At 60.2% G+C, this 16,431-nt stretch carries 14 protein-coding genes, 1 rRNA gene and 1 riboswitch; of the genes, 8 read left to right on the top strand and 7 right to left on the bottom strand.

Annotated elements, in window-relative coordinates:
* Window positions 1-129 precede the first annotated feature (129 nt).
* On the bottom strand, window positions 130-753 hold the full coding sequence (locus tag ACB034_RS16495) for a TetR/AcrR family transcriptional regulator (RefSeq protein ID WP_026455914.1): 624 nt from the start codon (window positions 751-753) through the stop codon (window positions 130-132).
* A 408-nt stretch (window positions 754-1,161) separates the two neighbouring features.
* On the opposite strand from ACB034_RS16495, the gene leuA reads away from it, so the two are divergent.
* From leuA to ACB034_RS16520, 5 genes are all read left to right on the top strand, one after another.
* On the top strand, window positions 1,162-2,724 hold the full coding sequence (gene leuA / locus ACB034_RS16500) for a 2-isopropylmalate synthase (RefSeq protein ID WP_124240387.1): 1,563 nt from the start codon (window positions 1,162-1,164) through the stop codon (window positions 2,722-2,724).
* Complete coding sequence (gene leuB / locus ACB034_RS16505; RefSeq protein ID WP_371173270.1) at window positions 2,721-3,806, top strand: 3-isopropylmalate dehydrogenase; 1,086 nt, start codon at window positions 2,721-2,723, stop codon at window positions 3,804-3,806. Before leuA ends, leuB begins: the two co-directional genes overlap by 4 nt.
* A 32-nt stretch (window positions 3,807-3,838) precedes the next feature.
* The gene (leuC, locus tag ACB034_RS16510) at window positions 3,839-5,236 is read left to right on the top strand and encodes a 3-isopropylmalate dehydratase large subunit (RefSeq protein ID WP_371173271.1); all 1,398 of its coding nucleotides are present in this window, start codon (window positions 3,839-3,841) and stop codon (window positions 5,234-5,236) included.
* 16 nt (window positions 5,237-5,252) lie between these two features.
* Entirely contained in the window at window positions 5,253-5,852 is a 600-nt protein-coding gene (gene leuD, locus ACB034_RS16515) for a 3-isopropylmalate dehydratase small subunit (RefSeq protein ID WP_371173272.1), read from the top strand.
* A gap of 105 nt (window positions 5,853-5,957) precedes the next feature.
* Window positions 5,958-6,884: a transglutaminase domain-containing protein gene (locus tag ACB034_RS16520; protein ID WP_371173273.1), complete on the top strand. Its 927-nt coding sequence runs from the start codon at window positions 5,958-5,960 to the stop codon at window positions 6,882-6,884.
* Between the two features lie 64 nt (window positions 6,885-6,948).
* Here the strand turns inward: ACB034_RS16520 and ACB034_RS16525 are convergent, their stop codons facing one another.
* A complete protein-coding gene (locus ACB034_RS16525; protein ID WP_042028725.1) occupies window positions 6,949-7,239 on the bottom strand; it encodes a PilZ domain-containing protein in 291 nt (96 codons plus the stop codon).
* A 91-nt stretch (window positions 7,240-7,330) separates the two neighbouring features.
* Window positions 7,331-7,421, top strand: a riboswitch (TPP riboswitch).
* A gap of 99 nt (window positions 7,422-7,520) precedes the next feature.
* Here ACB034_RS16525 and thiB point away from each other — a divergent pair.
* The 3 genes from thiB (at window position 7,521) to thiQ (ending at window position 10,896) form a co-directional block, all read left to right on the top strand.
* A complete protein-coding gene (gene thiB, locus ACB034_RS16530; protein ID WP_371173274.1) occupies window positions 7,521-8,501 on the top strand; it encodes a thiamine ABC transporter substrate binding subunit in 981 nt (326 codons plus the stop codon).
* A complete protein-coding gene (gene thiP, locus ACB034_RS16535) occupies window positions 8,498-10,120 on the top strand; it encodes a thiamine/thiamine pyrophosphate ABC transporter permease (RefSeq protein ID WP_371173275.1) in 1,623 nt (540 codons plus the stop codon). The genes thiB and thiP overlap by 4 nt, the downstream gene beginning before the upstream one ends.
* Before the next feature lie 80 nt (window positions 10,121-10,200).
* Entirely contained in the window at window positions 10,201-10,896 is a 696-nt protein-coding gene (gene thiQ / locus ACB034_RS16540; RefSeq protein WP_371173276.1) for a thiamine ABC transporter ATP-binding protein, read from the top strand.
* A 69-nt stretch (window positions 10,897-10,965) separates the two neighbouring features.
* Here thiQ and ACB034_RS16545 read toward each other — a convergent pair whose 3' ends face one another.
* The 5 genes from ACB034_RS16545 to rrf all read right to left on the bottom strand — a co-directional run.
* Window positions 10,966-12,336, bottom strand: coding sequence for a PhoH family protein (locus tag ACB034_RS16545; RefSeq protein ID WP_371173277.1), 1,371 nt, complete (start codon window positions 12,334-12,336; stop codon window positions 10,966-10,968).
* 206 nt (window positions 12,337-12,542) lie between these two features.
* The gene (locus ACB034_RS16550; RefSeq protein WP_371173278.1) at window positions 12,543-13,226 is read right to left on the bottom strand and encodes an NrdJb; all 684 of its coding nucleotides are present in this window, start codon (window positions 13,224-13,226) and stop codon (window positions 12,543-12,545) included.
* Between the two features lie 10 nt (window positions 13,227-13,236).
* Window positions 13,237-15,384 carry an adenosylcobalamin-dependent ribonucleoside-diphosphate reductase gene (locus ACB034_RS16555; protein ID WP_371173279.1) on the bottom strand — a complete coding sequence of 716 codons (2,148 nt, stop codon included), beginning with the start codon at window positions 15,382-15,384 and terminating at the stop codon, window positions 13,237-13,239.
* A 210-nt stretch (window positions 15,385-15,594) separates the two neighbouring features.
* Window positions 15,595-16,044, bottom strand: a complete 450-nt coding sequence (locus tag ACB034_RS16560) for a pullulanase (RefSeq protein ID WP_124240377.1) — start codon at window positions 16,042-16,044, stop codon at window positions 15,595-15,597.
* A 284-nt stretch (window positions 16,045-16,328) separates the two neighbouring features.
* Window positions 16,329-16,431: ribosomal RNA gene (rrf, locus tag ACB034_RS16565) — 5S ribosomal RNA — on the bottom strand; the annotation flags it as partial.

Genomic DNA, 16,431 nt, shown 5'->3' on the forward strand with positions numbered 1-16,431 from the left:
TCCTTCCTTGAGCTTTCATGGCAGGGTAGGAAAGAGGGATGACAGGGTGTTGAACGGGGGATAACAGATTTATGAAAAAAGGGCCGAAGGGCCCTTTTGATGACTGCCAGGCGGTATGCCTCGGTGTCTTTAGTTCAGACTGCCACGCAGACCGTTTTCCATCAGACGGCAGTTGTGATCCGCCAGACGGGCCATGAAGTGCTCATCCACCTTCAGGCCGAACACCTGCTCGTAGAGATCCTTCATCACGAATGGCTGCCACATCATGCTGAGGAAGGAGACCTTCAGCATCTCGGGATCCAGGTTGTCACCCAGTTCACCGTTGGACTTCATGGATTCCAGCAGCGCATCGAACTGGGGCAGCTGGCGCTCCAGCAGACGACTCAGCACAAAATCCCGTCCCGGGCTTTTCTCGGTCGACAATGCGCTGGAGATGGCGGAGGTCAGCTCGCTGTTTGGCGCCATCACCTGGTAGTAGGTGTTGAGCAGCTCGTTGAGACTGTGGTTGCTGTGCTCATCCTGCCAGGCGTGTTCCAGCGGCTCGGCCACATCACCCAGCACCGCCTTGTAGAGGCCCTCTTTGCTGCCGAAGTAGTAGTGGATCATCGCCAGATTGGAGCCAGCCAGCTCGGCGATTTCGCGGGTAGTGACCTTGCTGTAGGGAGTGGAGAGAAAGCGCTCGCGAGCGGCAGCCAACAGTTTGTCACGAATGTCAGAACGCCCGACCGGACGACCAGGTCTACGTTTTTCCATTTAACACCTCAGATAATTCAGCCAATGCTGATAAGTCGATCTGGTTGTGCAAAGAATCGAGTACAGCAGGAATGACCGAATAATCAGTCATGGGCCGAATATGGGACAAGGAAATTTGCAATCCTTTACAATCCGATTAAATACGTCAGCAGATTGCCCCTGGCCGCCCGTGTTGACACAGCATAAAAATCTCGATATTGGTAAAGGCGTTACCGACAGGAAGGAATAACACCGTCATGCATATTGCCACCCCGCTACTACTAATCTCCCTAATCGCGTTGACTCGCGCGGGATCCTTGTAGCCGGGCTCAGGTATAGCCGGAATTTACAAAAACCCGTGCACCCTGCACGGGTTTTTTTATGCCGCCGCAGGATGCACGTCACCGAACTTAGGAAGAGGGAAGTCACATGTCAGATCGGGTCATCATATTCGACACCACCTTGCGTGATGGTGAGCAGGCTCTGGCCGCCAGCTTGACGGTCAAGGAGAAGCTGCAGATAGCCCAGGCCCTGGAGCGGCTCGGTGTCGATGTCATGGAAGTGGGATTCCCGGTCTCCTCCCCCGGCGATTTCCAGTCGGTGCAGACCATCGCCCGCCACATCAAGAATAGCCGGGTATGTGCCTTGGCCCGCGCCCTTCCCAAAGACATAGATGCCGCCGGTGAGGCGCTCAAAGTCGCCGAGGCGTTTCGCATCCACACCTTTATCTCCACCTCCTCCATCCATGTCGAAAGCAAGCTGAAGAAGAGCTTCGAGGACGTGCTGGAGATGGGGATCGGCGCCATCAAGCACGCCCGCCGCTACACCGATGACGTGGAGTTCTCCTGCGAGGATGCGGGCCGCACCCCGATCGATAACCTCTGCCGCATGGTGGAAGCCGCCATCAAGGCCGGAGCCCGCACCATCAACATTCCGGACACCGTGGGCTATACGGTCCCGACCGAGTTCTCCGGCATCATCCAGACCCTGTTCAACCGGGTACCCAACATCGACCAGGCCATCATCTCAGTGCACTGCCACGACGATCTGGGGCTCTCGGTGGCCAACTCCATCGGTGCCGTGCAGATGGGCGCTCGCCAGATCGAGTGCACCATCAACGGCATCGGCGAGCGGGCCGGCAACTGTTCGCTGGAAGAGGTGGCGATGATCCTCAAAACCCGCGCCGACCTGCTCGGGGTGCACACCAACATCCGCCACAGCGAGATCCACCGTACCAGCACGCTGGTCAGCCAGCTCTGCAACATGCCGGTGCAGCCCAACAAGGCCATCGTCGGTGCCAACGCCTTCTCCCATAGCTCCGGCATTCATCAGGATGGCGTGCTCAAGGCGAAAAACACCTATGAAATCATCACCCCCGAGAGCATTGGCCTGACCCAGAACAACCTCAACATGACCTCCCGATCCGGCCGCCACGTCATCAAACACCGAATGGAGTCCATGGGTTACGCCGAGAGCAGTTACAGCCTCGACGATCTCTACGCCAAGTTCCTGACCCTGGCCGACAAGAAGGGGCAGGTGTTCGATTACGATCTGGAAGCCCTCGCCTTCTTCAGCCAGATCCACGAAGAGCCGGAGCACTTCAAGCTGGAGTACCTCGGAGTGCAGAGCGGCAGCTCGGTGCTGGCCACCGCCTCGGTGAAACTGAAGGTAGGCCAGGATCTGGTATGCGAAGCGGCCACCGGCAATGGTCCGGTGGATGCGGTCTACCAGTGCATCAACCGCATCACCGGCTACGAGATCCGCATCGACAAGTATGCCCTCAAGAGCAAGGGGGAAGGGGAAGATGCCCTCGGCCAGGTCGATATCGTCGCCGAGTACAAGGGGCGCAAATTCCATGGCATGGGGCTGGCCACCGACATCATCGAATCATCAGCCCATGCCCTGCTGCACGTGATCAACAGCATCTGGCGCGCCGACCAGGTCGCCGAACAGATGGAACGCAATAACAATATCAAGACGGAGACAGTATGAGCAGTTATCGGATCGCAGTATTGCCGGGTGACGGCATTGGCCCGGAAGTGATGGCCGAGGCCGTCAAGGTGCTGGAAAAGGTGCAGGCCAGGTTCGGCTTCACCCTCGACTACAAGCGCCATGACGTGGGCGGCATCGCCATCGACAACCACGGCACCCCGTTGCCCCAGAGCACCATAGCCGGCTGTGAAGCGGCCGACGCCGTGCTGTTCGGCTCTGTCGGTGGCCCCAAGTGGGAGCATCTGCCCCCCAACGATCAGCCGGAACGCGGCGCCCTGCTGCCCCTGCGCGCCCACTTCAAGCTGTTCTGCAACCTGCGTCCGGCCCGTATCTACACCGGCCTCGAGCAGTTTTCGCCTCTGCGCGCCGACATCTCGGATCGCGGTTTTGACATCGCCTGCGTGCGCGAGCTGACCGGCGGCATCTACTTCGGTCAGCCCAAGGGGCGTGAAGGGGAAGGCGCCACCGAGAAGGCATTCGACACCGAGGTGTACCATCGCTTCGAGATCGAGCGCATCGCCAAGATTGCCTTCGAGTCCGCCCGGGTACGCAAGGCCAAGGTAACCTCCATCGACAAGGCCAACGTCCTCGCCTCCTCCATCCTGTGGCGCGAGGTGGTGACACAAGTCGCCAAGTCCTATCCGGACGTGACGCTGAATCACATGTACATCGACAACGCCACCATGCAGCTCATCAAGGATCCGTCCCAGTTCGACGTGCTGCTCTGCTCCAACCTGTTTGGCGATATCCTCTCAGACGAATGCGCCATGATCACCGGCTCCATGGGGCTGCTCCCCTCCGCCAGCCTGAACGAATCCGGTTTCGGCCTGTTCGAACCGGCCGGTGGCTCGGCGCCGGACCTCGCTGGCAAGGGCATCGCCAACCCCATAGCCCAGATTCTCTCAGCCGCCCTGATGCTGCGCTATAGCCTGGGCCAGGAAGCTGCCGCCCAAGCCATCGAGCAGGCCGTGGCCCAGACCCTGGCCGAAGGCTACTTCACCGCCGATCTGCACCAGGCAAGCGCCCGCCACCCGGTACAGAGCACTGCAGCCATGGGTGACCAGATCGCCGCCCGCATCTGACGCCACGGAATCGATAACAAGGAAACCGAGCAATGGCCAAGACCCTCTATCAGAAAGTATTCGACGCCCACGTGGTGCGGGAAGTGGAAGGCGAAACGCCCCTCATCTACATCGACCGCCACCTGGTGCATGAAGTGACCAGCCCGCAGGCCTTCGACGGCCTGCGCGCCATGAACCGCCAGCTGCGCCGCCCGGATCTGACCTGGGCCACCATGGATCACAACGTCTCCACCACCACCAAGGACATCGCCGCCTCCGGCGAGATGGCCCGCATCCAGATGGAGACCCTGGCACAGAACTGCAAGGAGTTCGGAGTTCGCCTCTATGACCTGAACCACAAGTACCAGGGGATCGTCCACGTGATGGGTCCCGAGCTCGGCATCACCCTGCCCGGCACCACCATCGTCTGCGGCGACTCCCACACCGCCACCCACGGTGCTTTCGGATCGCTGGCGTTTGGCATCGGCACCTCCGAGGTGGAGCACGTGATGGCCACCCAGACCCTGAAGCAGGGCCGCGCCAAGACCATGCGCATCAGCGTACGCGGCAAGCTGGCCGAGGGGATCAGCGCCAAGGACGTGGTGCTCGCCATCATTGGCAAGGTCGGCCACGCCGGCGGTACCGGCTACGTGGTGGAGTTCGCCGGTGAGGCCATCGAAGGGCTCACCATGGAAGGGCGGATGACGGTGTGCAACATGGCCATTGAGCTCGGTGCCAAGGCGGGCATGATTGCCCCCGATCAAACCACCATCGACTATATCCGTGGCAAGGAGTTTGCGCCCAAAGGTGAGGCACTGGAACAGGCCATCACCTACTGGCAAAGCCTCAAGAGCGACGAAGGCGCCAAGTTCGACGCCGAAGTGGTGCTGGAAGCCGCCGATATCGCCCCGCAAGTGACCTGGGGTACCAACCCGGGCCAGGTAATCGACGTCAATGCCCCCATCCCCGCCCCCGAGAGCTTTGCCGATCTCATCGAGCAGCAATCCGCCCGCAAGGCGCTGGAATACATGGGGCTCAATGCCGGCCAGAAGCTCACCGAGGTCGCCATCGACAAGGTGTTTATCGGTTCCTGCACCAACAGCCGCATCGAGGATCTGCGCGCCGCCGCCGCCATCGCCCGTGGCCGCAAGGTCGCCGCCGGGGTACAGGCGCTGGTGGTGCCGGGCTCCGAGCAGGTGAAAGCACAAGCCGAGGCCGAGGGGCTGGACAAGATCTTCATCGAGGCCGGCTTTGAGTGGCGCCTGCCGGGCTGCTCCATGTGCCTGGCGATGAACAACGATCGCCTGCAGCCAGGCGAGCGCTGCGCATCCACCAGCAACCGCAACTTCGAGGGGCGCCAGGGCCGTGCCGGCCGTACCCACCTGGTGAGCCCGGCCATGGCCGCCGCCGCCGCCGTTACTGGCCGTTTCGCCGACATTCGCGCGCTGTAATTACGAGGAGAACAAGATGACAGGCTTCAAGCAACACAAAGGGATTGTCGTCCCCCTCGACAGCGCCAACGTCGACACCGACGCCATCATTCCGAAGCAGTTTTTGCAGAAGGTAAACCGCACCGGCTTTGGCAAGCACCTGTTCCACGACTGGCGCTTTCTGGACGATGCGGGCCAGCAGCCCAACCCCGAGTTCGTGCTGAACCAGCCACAGTTCGCCGGCGCCAGCATCCTCTTGGCTCGCGAGAACTTCGGCTGCGGCTCGAGCCGCGAGCACGCCCCTTGGGCGCTGGCGGATTACGGCTTCAAGACCATGATCGCCTCAAGCTTTGCCGATATCTTCTACGGCAACGCCATCAACAACGGCATGGTGCCGGTTCGCCTGAAGGAGGAGGAGGTCGACGCCCTGTTCCAGCTGGTCGCCACCCAGCCGGGCATCGAGATCGAAGTGGATCTGGAGGCCAATCAGGTGCGGGCCGGTGAACTCACCTTCAGTTTCGAGATCGACGAATTCCGCCGTTACTGCCTGCTCAACGGGCTGGATGCCATCGGTCTCACCTTGCAACACGAGGCGTCCATCAGCGCCTTCGAAGCGAAGCAGCCGTGCTGGATTTGACGAGCTGATTGCAATAAAACGAGTAGAATCAACGGGGAGCCTTGGCTCCCCGTTTTACTGTCCGGTCATGGGTGCCAGGGAGTGCGCACCTGCAAAGGAGTCTCGATGAAAGCCATGCCAGTTCCGCTGCTCGCCGCCCTGCTGTTTGCGCTGCCGGCCAGCGCCGAACAAACCTATTTCAATGTCAGTGGTGGCCAGAACAATGTCGGCTGGCAAGACAGCAAGGGAGAACGCCAGCAGCTCACCTATCGGCTGGAACCGGGCAAGCTGCCGCCGCTTATCGCCTACCGCCCGGCACGAATGCAGGAAGAGGTGCTGCAGGGATTGCTGCGCCAGGTACGCCAGCAATACCCGGAGGTACAATTTACCCTGGCCCGCCCCTCCCTCGAGCTGCATATGAAGAGCCGCAATCCGGACAAAGCCGGCGAGGCGATGGCCTGGCTGGAAGCCGAGCGCAACAAGGCCGAAGAGGCCTGGCTGCACAAGCACTACTTTCAATACTTCACCCCGCCCGATGGACAGCTGGCCGTCAAACAGGATCATGTGCGCATCGCGCTGGAGAGCCGCGGCGAGCTGGCCCCGCTGGCTGCCCAGCTCAAGCAGGAGGGGGCCACCGAAGTGGAGGCGCGCCAGAAGACGGCGGCCCATATGCTCACCTTCATCCAGAGCATTCCCTATCTGCAGCTGGACAATCTGGGGGGACGGCTGGGCAAGGGCTTTCTCACGCCGCGCCAGGTGCTGATGCAAAATCGCGGCGACTGCGACAGCAAGGTGACCCTGATGGCAGCCCTGCTTGCCCAGCTCTTTCCCGAGCTTAAACAGGCCATGGTCTTCGTGCCGGGTCATGCGCTGCTGGCCGTCGACCTGCCCGCCCAACCAGGGGATGAGACTATCAGCTGGCAGGGGCAGATTTATCTGCTGCTGGAACCCACGGGGCCGGCGGAGCTCCCTCCCGGCCAGATAGCCCCCACCAGCAAGACGCTGATCGACAGCAGGCAGCTGAGCGTCCAGCCGGTGCAGGCAACCCCCTGACGGAGGCCGAAATGAAATCGACCGGCGGGTTGCCGGTCGATTCATGGGTCATCTAAACAAGGGTTCAGCCGAGGGGTTGAAACTCGACGGCCAGCAGCAGCCCCTCTTCCTCTTCAAGTACCCGTATGATGCGGGCCTGGGCTTCGAAGGGGGGCAACAGGTTGTTGTTGGTGGCAAGGCTCACCCGGATGGGCTGATTTACATCCAGCCGGTGTTCGGCAATGGCGATCCCCATGCCGTTGGCACTGAGGTCCCGGCAGATCCCCTCCAGCACCTGTTGTTGCTGAAAGATGGTAACGGGAGCATTGATGATCATGCGCTGGAAGGCGCGTCTTTCCTTGGTATTGGTTATCACGCGAGCATCCTCTGTTGTACTGGCGCCATCTCGACGGCCTGCATAAACATAGTGCTGGCCTCCCCCCAAGAACGTTAATACAATGCGGTTCGTTTCTCAAACGGGGTGCGGCTTGCCGCTGAGATTATACCCGTATACCTGATCCAGATAATGCTGGCGGAGGAATTTGAGGCATGGCTCCCGTTGCGGGCGCCCTCATCCGCTGGCACTTCACAACCCCAGAGGTGCCATCGCCAAACACCATACCGATGGCACCTCGTGACTCACAGGGAGTGCCCTCGATGAAAACCCTGCTGCTGGTTGCCACCAGCCTGCTCTCGGCCAGCGCCTTCGCGGCCGATACCCTCACCGTTTACACCTACAGCTCCTTCGCCGCCGAATGGGGGCCTGGTCCCAAGATCAAGCAGACCTTCGAGAAGGAGTGCGGCTGCAACCTCAATCTGGTGGCGCTGGAAGATGGCGTCGCCATCCTCAACCGGCTGCGACTGGAAGGCAAACACAGCAAGGCCGATCTGGTGCTGGGGCTGGATGATGCCCTGCTGAGTGAAGCCAAGCAGAGCGGCCTGTTTGCCCCCCACACCATCAAGCTGGATGGTCTGAAGGTGCCGGGCGGCTGGCAGGATGACACTTTCGTGCCCTATGACTACGGCTACTTCGCCTTCGTCTACGACAAGGAGAAGCTCAAGCAACCGCCCAGAAGCCTGAAAGAGCTGGTAGCGCGCCCCGATATCAAGGTGATCTACCAGGATCCGCGTACTTCCACCCCGGGTCAGGGGTTGATGCTGTGGATGAAGAGCGTCTATGGCGACCAGGCCCCTGCCGCCTGGGCCGAGCTTGCCAAGAAGACGGTCACCGTCACCAAGGGGTGGTCAGAGGCCTATGGCATGTTCCTCGATGGCGAGGCGGACATGGTGCTCTCCTACACCACCTCCCCGGCCTATCACCTCATCGCCGAGAGCAAGCCCCAGTATCAGGCAGCCGCGTTCGAAGAGGGGCACTATCGCCAAGTTGAAGTGGCGGCCAAACTCAAGAGCACGGCGCAGGACAAGCTGGCCAACCAGTTCCTGCAATTCATGGTGAGCCCCGCCTTCCAGCAGGAGATCCCCACCGGCAACTGGATGTATCCGGTGACAGACATGCCGTTGCCCAAAGGATTCGAGCAGATGATCACCGTCAGCAAGCCGCTGGCCTTCACTGCCGATGAGGTCGCCACCCATCGCAAGGAGTGGATCCGCGAGTGGTTGCAAGCCGTCACCCAGTGAATCGTCTCTTAGTGAAATCAGGAACTCGCCCTCTCTGGTGGCTGCCTGGCAGCGCAGCCACCGGCCTGATCCTGCTGTTGTCCCTGGGGCCGCTCGCGGCCCTGTTGTGGCAGGCCGGGGGGCTCTCCCCTCGCACCCTGCTGGCCGATCCCTACCTGCGCCACGTACTGGGTTTCAGCCTGGGGCAGGCGCTGCTCTCCACTTTGCTGAGCCTCGGGCTCGCCATACCGGTCGCCCGCGCCCTGGCCCGGCGCCGTTTTACCGGTCGCCGCCTGCTGCTCAAGCTGTTTGGCCTCTCCCTGGTGCTGCCGGTGATCATCGCCATCTTCGGCATCGTCGCGGTACACGGCAAGCAGGGCTGGCTGCCGCAGTTGCTGCGCTCCCTCGGGCTGGATCCCGGCAACTACCTCTACGGCCTGTTCGGCATCCTGCTGGCCCACGTCTTCTTCAACATGCCGCTGGCGGCGCGCCTCATCCTGCAGAGCATAGAGAGCATCCCAGAATCCTCCTGGCGCCTCGCCAGTCAGCTCGGCATGCGATCGATCCACATCTTCAGACTGCTGGAGTGGCCGCTGATCCGGGCCCAGCTACCGGGTCTGGCGAGCCTCATCTTCATGCTCTGCTTCACCAGCTTCACGACCGTACTGGCCCTCGGTGGCGGCCCCAAGTCCACCACCCTGGAGGTGGCCGTCTATCAGGCGCTGCGCTTTGATTTCGATCTCGCCACCGCCGGCGGACTGGCGCTGGTGCAGTTGCTGCTGACCGCCGCCCTGCTCCTGCTGCAGCACAAGCTGCAAACCACACCGGCCAGCCGCCTGAGCTCACGCCGCCCCTGCTTGCGCCCGGACCGCCACCAGCCTGGCACGCTCGCGGTCGATACTCTGGCACTGCTCAGCGGGCTGGCCATCTTCCTGCCGCCACTGCTGGCCATCGTCGTGGCCGGTTTTCACCCCGGCCTGCTGACGGCGCTGAGCTCGAACCGGCTATGGCAGGCCAGTGGCCAGTCGATCCTGATCGCGCTCGCGGCGGGTACCCTGGCTACCCTGCTCGGGGCCGCCCTGCTGCTCACCAGTCGTCACCTCAAGGTACGTGAACACAAGCGCCGGGCCGCCGCCCTGTGGGAAGCCAGCGGCTCCATGATCCTGATGATCCCGGCTGTGGTGCTCTCCACCGGCCTGTTCATCATGTTCATGCCCTTCACCGACGTGTTTGCCCTCGGCCCCTGGCTGGTGGTGCTGGTCAACGCCCTGATGGCGTTGCCCTATGTGCTGCGCACTCTCTCCGCCCCCATGCAGCTGGTGGTACGTCAGTATGACAGGCTGGCCGACAGCCTGGGGGTACACGGCCTGCACCGCCTGCGTCTGGTGGAGTGGCCCCTGCTGCGCCGCCCGCTGGCCCAGGCTGCGGCGCTCTCCATGATCCTCTCGCTGGGGGATCTTGGCGCCATCGCCATGTTTGGCAGCCAGGAGCTCACCACCCTGCCCTGGTTGCTCTATCAGCAGCTCGGCAGCTATCGCCTGACCGAGGCAGCCGCCACCGCCCTGCTGCTGCTGATGCTCTGTTTTTCCCTGTTCTGGCTGGTCGAGCGGGGACTTGGAGGAAAACATGTCGAGCATTGACTACAAAGGAGCTTGCTCCCCTGCGTTACCGTTTCTGCGGCTGTTCTGGCTGATCGAACGGACCCCTTGAGGAGAAAAGAATGCTGAACATTGATACGCTTGTCACCAGCTACCCGGATTGGCACGTGAGCTTCACGGCGACGCTGCCGAAGGGGGAGATCACCGCGCTGATCGGCCCGAGCGGCGCGGGCAAGTCGACCCTGCTCGGCATGATCGCCGGTTTCGTGCCGGTGGAGTCGGGCGCCCTCAGCTTCGACGGCCAGGATCTGCTGCCGTTGGGGCCAGCCGAGCGACCGGTCACCACACTATTTCAGGATCACAACCTGTTCCTGCACCTCTCGGTATTCGACAACATCGCCATCGGTCTGCACCCGGGCCTGAGACTGACTCCTGCCCAGCGAGAACAGGTGAAAGATGCCGCTGCACGAGTGGGCCTTGGCGAGATGCTGACACGCCTGCCGGAGCAGCTCTCCGGTGGCCAGCAACAGCGGGTGGGGCTGGCCCGCGCCCTGGTACGGGGCAAGCCACTGCTGCTGCTGGATGAGCCCTTCTCGGCGCTCGATCCCGCCCTGCGCCGTGAGATGCTGGCCGAAGTGGCCCGCCTCGCCTGCGAACAGGGCATCACAGTGTTGATGGTTTCCCACAATCCGGAAGATGCCCAGCTTATCGCCGATCATGTGCTCTTTATCGATGAGGGACGCATCGCTTTGCAAGGCACACCGGCCATCCTGCAACAGAGCGATCATCCCGGGCTGCTGCGCTATCTGGGGCAATAAACCAGCGATGAGATTAAAAAGGGGAAGCCGGCTGGCTTCCCCTTTTGCATGGGCAGAGATCGCCTGCAATCAGAGGTTTTCCTCGGCAAAGGAGGCGAGCTTGCTGCGCATTACCCCATTCAGGAAGATGTTGGCACTGCCATCGAAGTCCTTGAATCGCTCGACTATGTAAGTCAGACCCGAGGTCACCGGGCTCAGGTAGTTGGAGTCGATCTGCGCCAGGTTGCCGGAGCAGACAATCTTGGTCCCCTCGCCGCAGCGAGTGATGATGGTCTTGATCTGGGAGGCAGTCAGGTTCTGGCACTCATCCAGCAGCACGAAAGTGTTCTGGATGCTGCGCCCGCGCATGAAGTTGACCGATTTGAACTGGATGTTGGCCTTCTCCATGATGTAGCTCAGCGACCCGCTCATGTTCTCGTCCTGCTTGTGCAGCACCTCCAGGGTATCCGTGATGGCTGCCAGCCAGGGCATCATCTTCTCTTCTTCAGTGCCGGGCAGGAAGCCGATGCTCTCGGCGATTTCGGGGGTGTTACGAGTGACGATCACCTTGTCGTAGATCCCCTTCTCGATCACCAGCTCCAGGGCCGCCGCCATGGCCAGCAGGGTCTTGCCGCAGCCGGCCGGGCCGGTCAGGATCACCAGATCGATGTGGGGATCGAGCAGAGCGTCCAGCGCCATGCCTTGATAGACGTTCTTGGGATGTACGCCCCAGGCTTTGCGCGACAGCAGGCGCTCACGCCCCAGATCCTTGAGGCGGATCTTGTGGCCATCGTGGCTCAGCACCCGGGCGGCGAAGAAGTTCTCTTCATCGATCAGGTACTGGTTGACGTGGACGCCGTCCAGCAGCTTGTCATCAATGATGTGAATGGTGTCGCGGCCGTGGGTCTCGCTCTCGCACTCCCCCACCCGCTCCCAGAAACTGCCTGGCACTACCTGAAAGCCCTTGGCCAGCAGCCGGATGTCGTCGATCAGCTGGTCGCTGCGATAATCCTCCACATGCGCCAGCCCAGCCCCCTTGGCCTTGAGGCGCATGTTGATGTCCTTGGTCACCAGTACCACCTGGCGCTTCATCTCATGCTTTTGCAGATAGAGGGCGGCGTTGATGATGCGGTTGTCGGCTTCCTTGTCGGTGAACACCTCGGCATCCTGAGGCAGATGGTGATCGCTGAAGATGCAGATATGGCCGCTGGCCTCACCGGCCAGAGGAACGCCCTGGGTGATCTCGTCGGTCGAAGCGTCGCGAAACACATCCTCCAGTGCCCGAATAGCCACCCGGGCGTCACGGCTGACATCCTTGTGGCGATCCTTGATGTTGTCGAGCTCCTCCAGCACCGTCATGGGGATCAGTACGTCGTGCTCTTTGAAGGAGTAGATGGCGAGGGGTTCGTGAAGCAGAACGTTGGTATCCAGGATAAACAGCTTTCGGTCAGTATTGTCCATAAGCATCCTCCTTGGCACTGAAGGTGCCACGTGTGTGAATCTCAGATGTCATTGAAACCACACGGCCGTGACAGTTTTATTACTTTCAACGCTACGCCCGATTTTACCATCGCGCAACAAATCGCTGGTTCGCCCCGATCGTTTGCGCATAAAAACAGCAAAAAAAAAACCGGCACTGTGGCCGGTCGCTTTCCTGGTTCATCGACTTAACCGCACTTGGAATCGCCGCAGTTGAGGCAGGTCATGCAGCCATCCTTCAGTACCAGCGCCTTGGTGTGGCACTTGTAGCAGAGTGCGGCATTGGCCGGGAAACCACTGCCAGCCGACTGCGCTTCCTCGTTTTGCTGAGCCTGGAGTTCGGCCTGCTTCTCGGCCAGAAACGCCTGCTGGTGTTCATCCAGCCCGGGGGCCTTGAGCATGCCAATCTCGGTGAGGTGGGTCTCAATCACGTTGCCAATTTCGGCGATGAGGGAAGGAACATACTTGCCCTTGTTCCAGTAACCACCCTTGGGATCGAACACGGAGCGCAGCTCCTCCACCAGGAAGGTAACATCCCCGCCCTTGCGAAACACCGCCGAGATGATGCGGGTCAGCGCCACGATCCACTGGTAGTGTTCCAGGCTCTTGGAGTTGATGAAGATCTCGAACGGACGGCGGGTCTCGTGGACAGTGCCTTCGTTGAGGATAATGTCGTTGATGGTGATGAACAGCGAGTGCTCGGAGACATGTTCCGGCGTCTTCAGCTTGTAGGTGGTGCCCATCAGCCGCTCCGGGCGCAGCACGGTCTCGTGCATGTGTACCACGTCGTCCTGCGGTGCCAGATCTTCTTGTGGCTCATCCCGGGTGTGCACCTTGTAGGCGACGATTTTCTTGTCGATCTTCTTGACCATGATGTCGTTCTCAGAATTTACCGTAATAGCCTTCTTTCAAGGCGTCATAGAGGTTGGCAGCTGTGTGCAGCTCGCCGTCGTATTCGATCTCTTCATTGCCCCTGGCGGTGATGACGGAGCCATCTTCCAGAGTGAACTCGTATTGAGTGTTCTCCAGATCCTTCTCCTTCACCAGCACGCCCTGGAAGGCCTCCGGGTTGAAGCGGAAGGTGGTGCAGCCCTTGAGGCCGGAGTCCGAGGCATACATGTAGATGTCCTTGAACTGCTCGAACGGAAAATCGGTCGGCACATTGGCGGTTTTGGAGATAGAGGAGTCGATCCAGCGCTGGGCTGCGGCCTGAATATCCACATGCTGGGCCGGGCTGATGTCATCGGCGGTGATGAAGTAGTCCGGCAGCCGGCTCGCCTCATCCTCGGCATAGGGCATGGCGGCCGGATTCACCAGCTCACGGTAGGCCAGCAGCTCGAAGGAGTAGACATCCACGCTCTCCTTGCTCTTCTTGCCCGGCTTGATGACGTTGCGGCAATAGTGATGGGCAAAGCTCGGCTCGATGCCATTGCTGGCGTTGTTGGCCAGCGACAGCGAGATAGTACCGGTCGGCGCAATACTGCTGTGGTGAGTAAAGCGGCCACCCACTTCGGCCAGTTCGGCAACGAGCGCAGGATCCACCTCGGCCACCTGTTGCATGTAACGGCTATAGCGCGCGTGCAGCACCTTGCCCTTTACCTTGTCACCCAGCTTGATGCCATCGGCAGCCATCTCGGGACGCAGTCGCAGCATCTTGCCGGTCACCTCGAACTCCTGTTCCATGATGGGAGCCGGGCCCTTCTCCTTCGCCAACCGCAGAGACTCCTGCCAGCCGGTCATGGCCAATTCCTGGGAAACCTGCTCGGTAAAGGCGACGGAGGCGGCAGAGCCATACTTGATCTGCAGCATGGTGAGGGTCGAGCCCAAGCCAAGGAAGCCCATGCCGTGACGACGCTTGTTTACGATCTCCTCGCGCTGTTTGGCCAGCGGCAGCTGGTTGATCTCTACCACGTTGTCGAGCATGCGGGTGAAGATGGCCACCACCTTGCGAAACGCGGGCCAGTCGAAGGCGGCCTGTTCGGTGAAGGGATCTCGCACGAAGCGGGTCAGGTTGACCGAACCCAGCAGGCAGGCGCCATAAGGTGGTAGAGGCTGCTCGCCACAAGGGTTGGTAGCGCGGATCTCTTCGCAGAACCAGTTGTTGTTCATCTGGTTGACCTTGTCGATCAGGATGAAACCGGGCTCCGCATAGTCGTAGGTGGAGGTCATAATGACATTCCACAGCTTGCGGGCAGGCAGGGTCTTGTAGACCTTGCAGGCGACCTGCCCCAGCTCGTTGAAAACCACCCCTTCCTTGTTGGGCCAGTCTGCCCAGACCACCTGCTCCGGGTCGTCGAGCGCTATGTCATCCAGCTCCACCTCTTTGGCGGTGTAGGGGAAGATAAGCGACCAGGGAGCATCTTCCTTCACCGCCTTGACGAAGTCTTCGGTGATGAGCAGGGAGAGGTTGAACTGGCGCAGGCGCCCATCTTCCCGCTTGGCCTGGATGAACTCGATCACATCGGGATGACGGATATCCATGGTGCCCATCTGGGCGCCACGACGACCACCGGCAGACGACACGGTGAAACACATCTTGTCATAGATATCCATGAAGGAGAGCGGACCCGAGGTGTAGGCACCGGCGCCGGAGACAAAAGCACCGCGCGGACGCAGGGTCGAGAAGTCATAGCCAATGCCGCAGCCTGCCTTCAGGGTCAGACCTGCCTCATGGACCTTGCCGAGGATATCGTCCATCGAATCCTCGATGGTACCGGAGACGGTGCAGTTGATGGTCGAGGTCGCAGGCTTGTGTTCGAAGGCCCCCGCGTTGGAGGTGATGCGGCCAGCCGGAATGGCACCATTGCGCAGCGCCCACAGGAAAGGCTCATACCAGGCCGCGGGATCCTGCTCCTGCTCGGCCAGGGCTCGGGCCACCCGCTGGTAGGTGTCATCGATACTACCATCGACGGGTGCGCCATCCTTGCTCTTGAGACGATACTTGCTATCCCAGATTTCGAGAGAGGTCTCTTGCAAAGGGATAAGGCGAGAGCCGGTTTCGCTCGCCAGTACCGGTTCGGATTTAGCCATATTCAATCAACCTTATATGAATGCACCTAGGTCACCGTGCGGCAGAAAACACAACCAATAGTGACATTAAATAAAAATGACACAATATATAGTACACCTGCCACCGTGAGGGCGCTGATTCTATCCTAAAAAAACGCCCCGGCCAGCAGATTTCTGGACCGGGGCATTTAACTGGTTCATTTCCTGAAAGATTTAACGTTCAGACTGAGCTCAGGGCTGTTTGACATACACGGTCGGCGTCTCGCCAGCCATATTCAGATAGAACTCGTAGACCCCGTCCACCTCGGGTGAAAATTTCATGTCTTCGTACTTGGAGCAGGGATTGACCGGCACCGCCTCACCACCCAGCACCGCAATGCCGTCACTCGGGCTCTTGTAACCGAAGTTGGTGCCGCAGCTCCAGCCGGAGTCAGCAAATTTGAACTTATAGGGGGCCCACTCTTTCTTGAGCGTGCCCTTGGCCATGTAGAGCTTGTCGGCCACCTTGACCACCTTGCTCTCATCGGTTGCCATCCAGTCATTCATCTCCCCGCGCAGGTAGATGGACTTGCCACTAAAATCGCCGTTATCGGTCGACGACTCAGCACCACCATTCGATGCACAACCGCCCAATACCAGGGTTCCCGCCGCCAGTATCATCGTTACTGTTCTCTTGAACATGTGTCCATTCCTCAAATTATTGTGATTCCTTGGTCCATCGTGGTGGACTGATGAATTAAACCAGAGCGGGGATCACAAGAAAGGTAGAGGCATCACATTCTGTTCTTTTTATATCCAATGCACGTTATCGATGGATAAATATCGAACAGAAAATCAAAGGAATTGGTAAACCGAAGGCGGTTAATTACAAAACGACGGGAATACCTGAAGGCGAAGATCAACCGATCTGACCAATTTCACGCAATAAAAAACCCCGCTCAATGAGCGGGGTTTTCATGTTGGGTGCCTGGCAGTGTCCTACTCTCGCATGGCGAATGCCACACTACCATCGGCGCTACCGCGTTTCACTTCTGAGTTCGGCATGGGATCAGGTGGTTCCACGGCGCT

Origin of the sequence: Aeromonas sp. S18(2024) (assembly GCF_041402525.1) — a bacterium.
GTDB classification, from domain to species: Bacteria; Pseudomonadota; Gammaproteobacteria; order Enterobacterales; family Aeromonadaceae; genus Aeromonas; species Aeromonas enteropelogenes.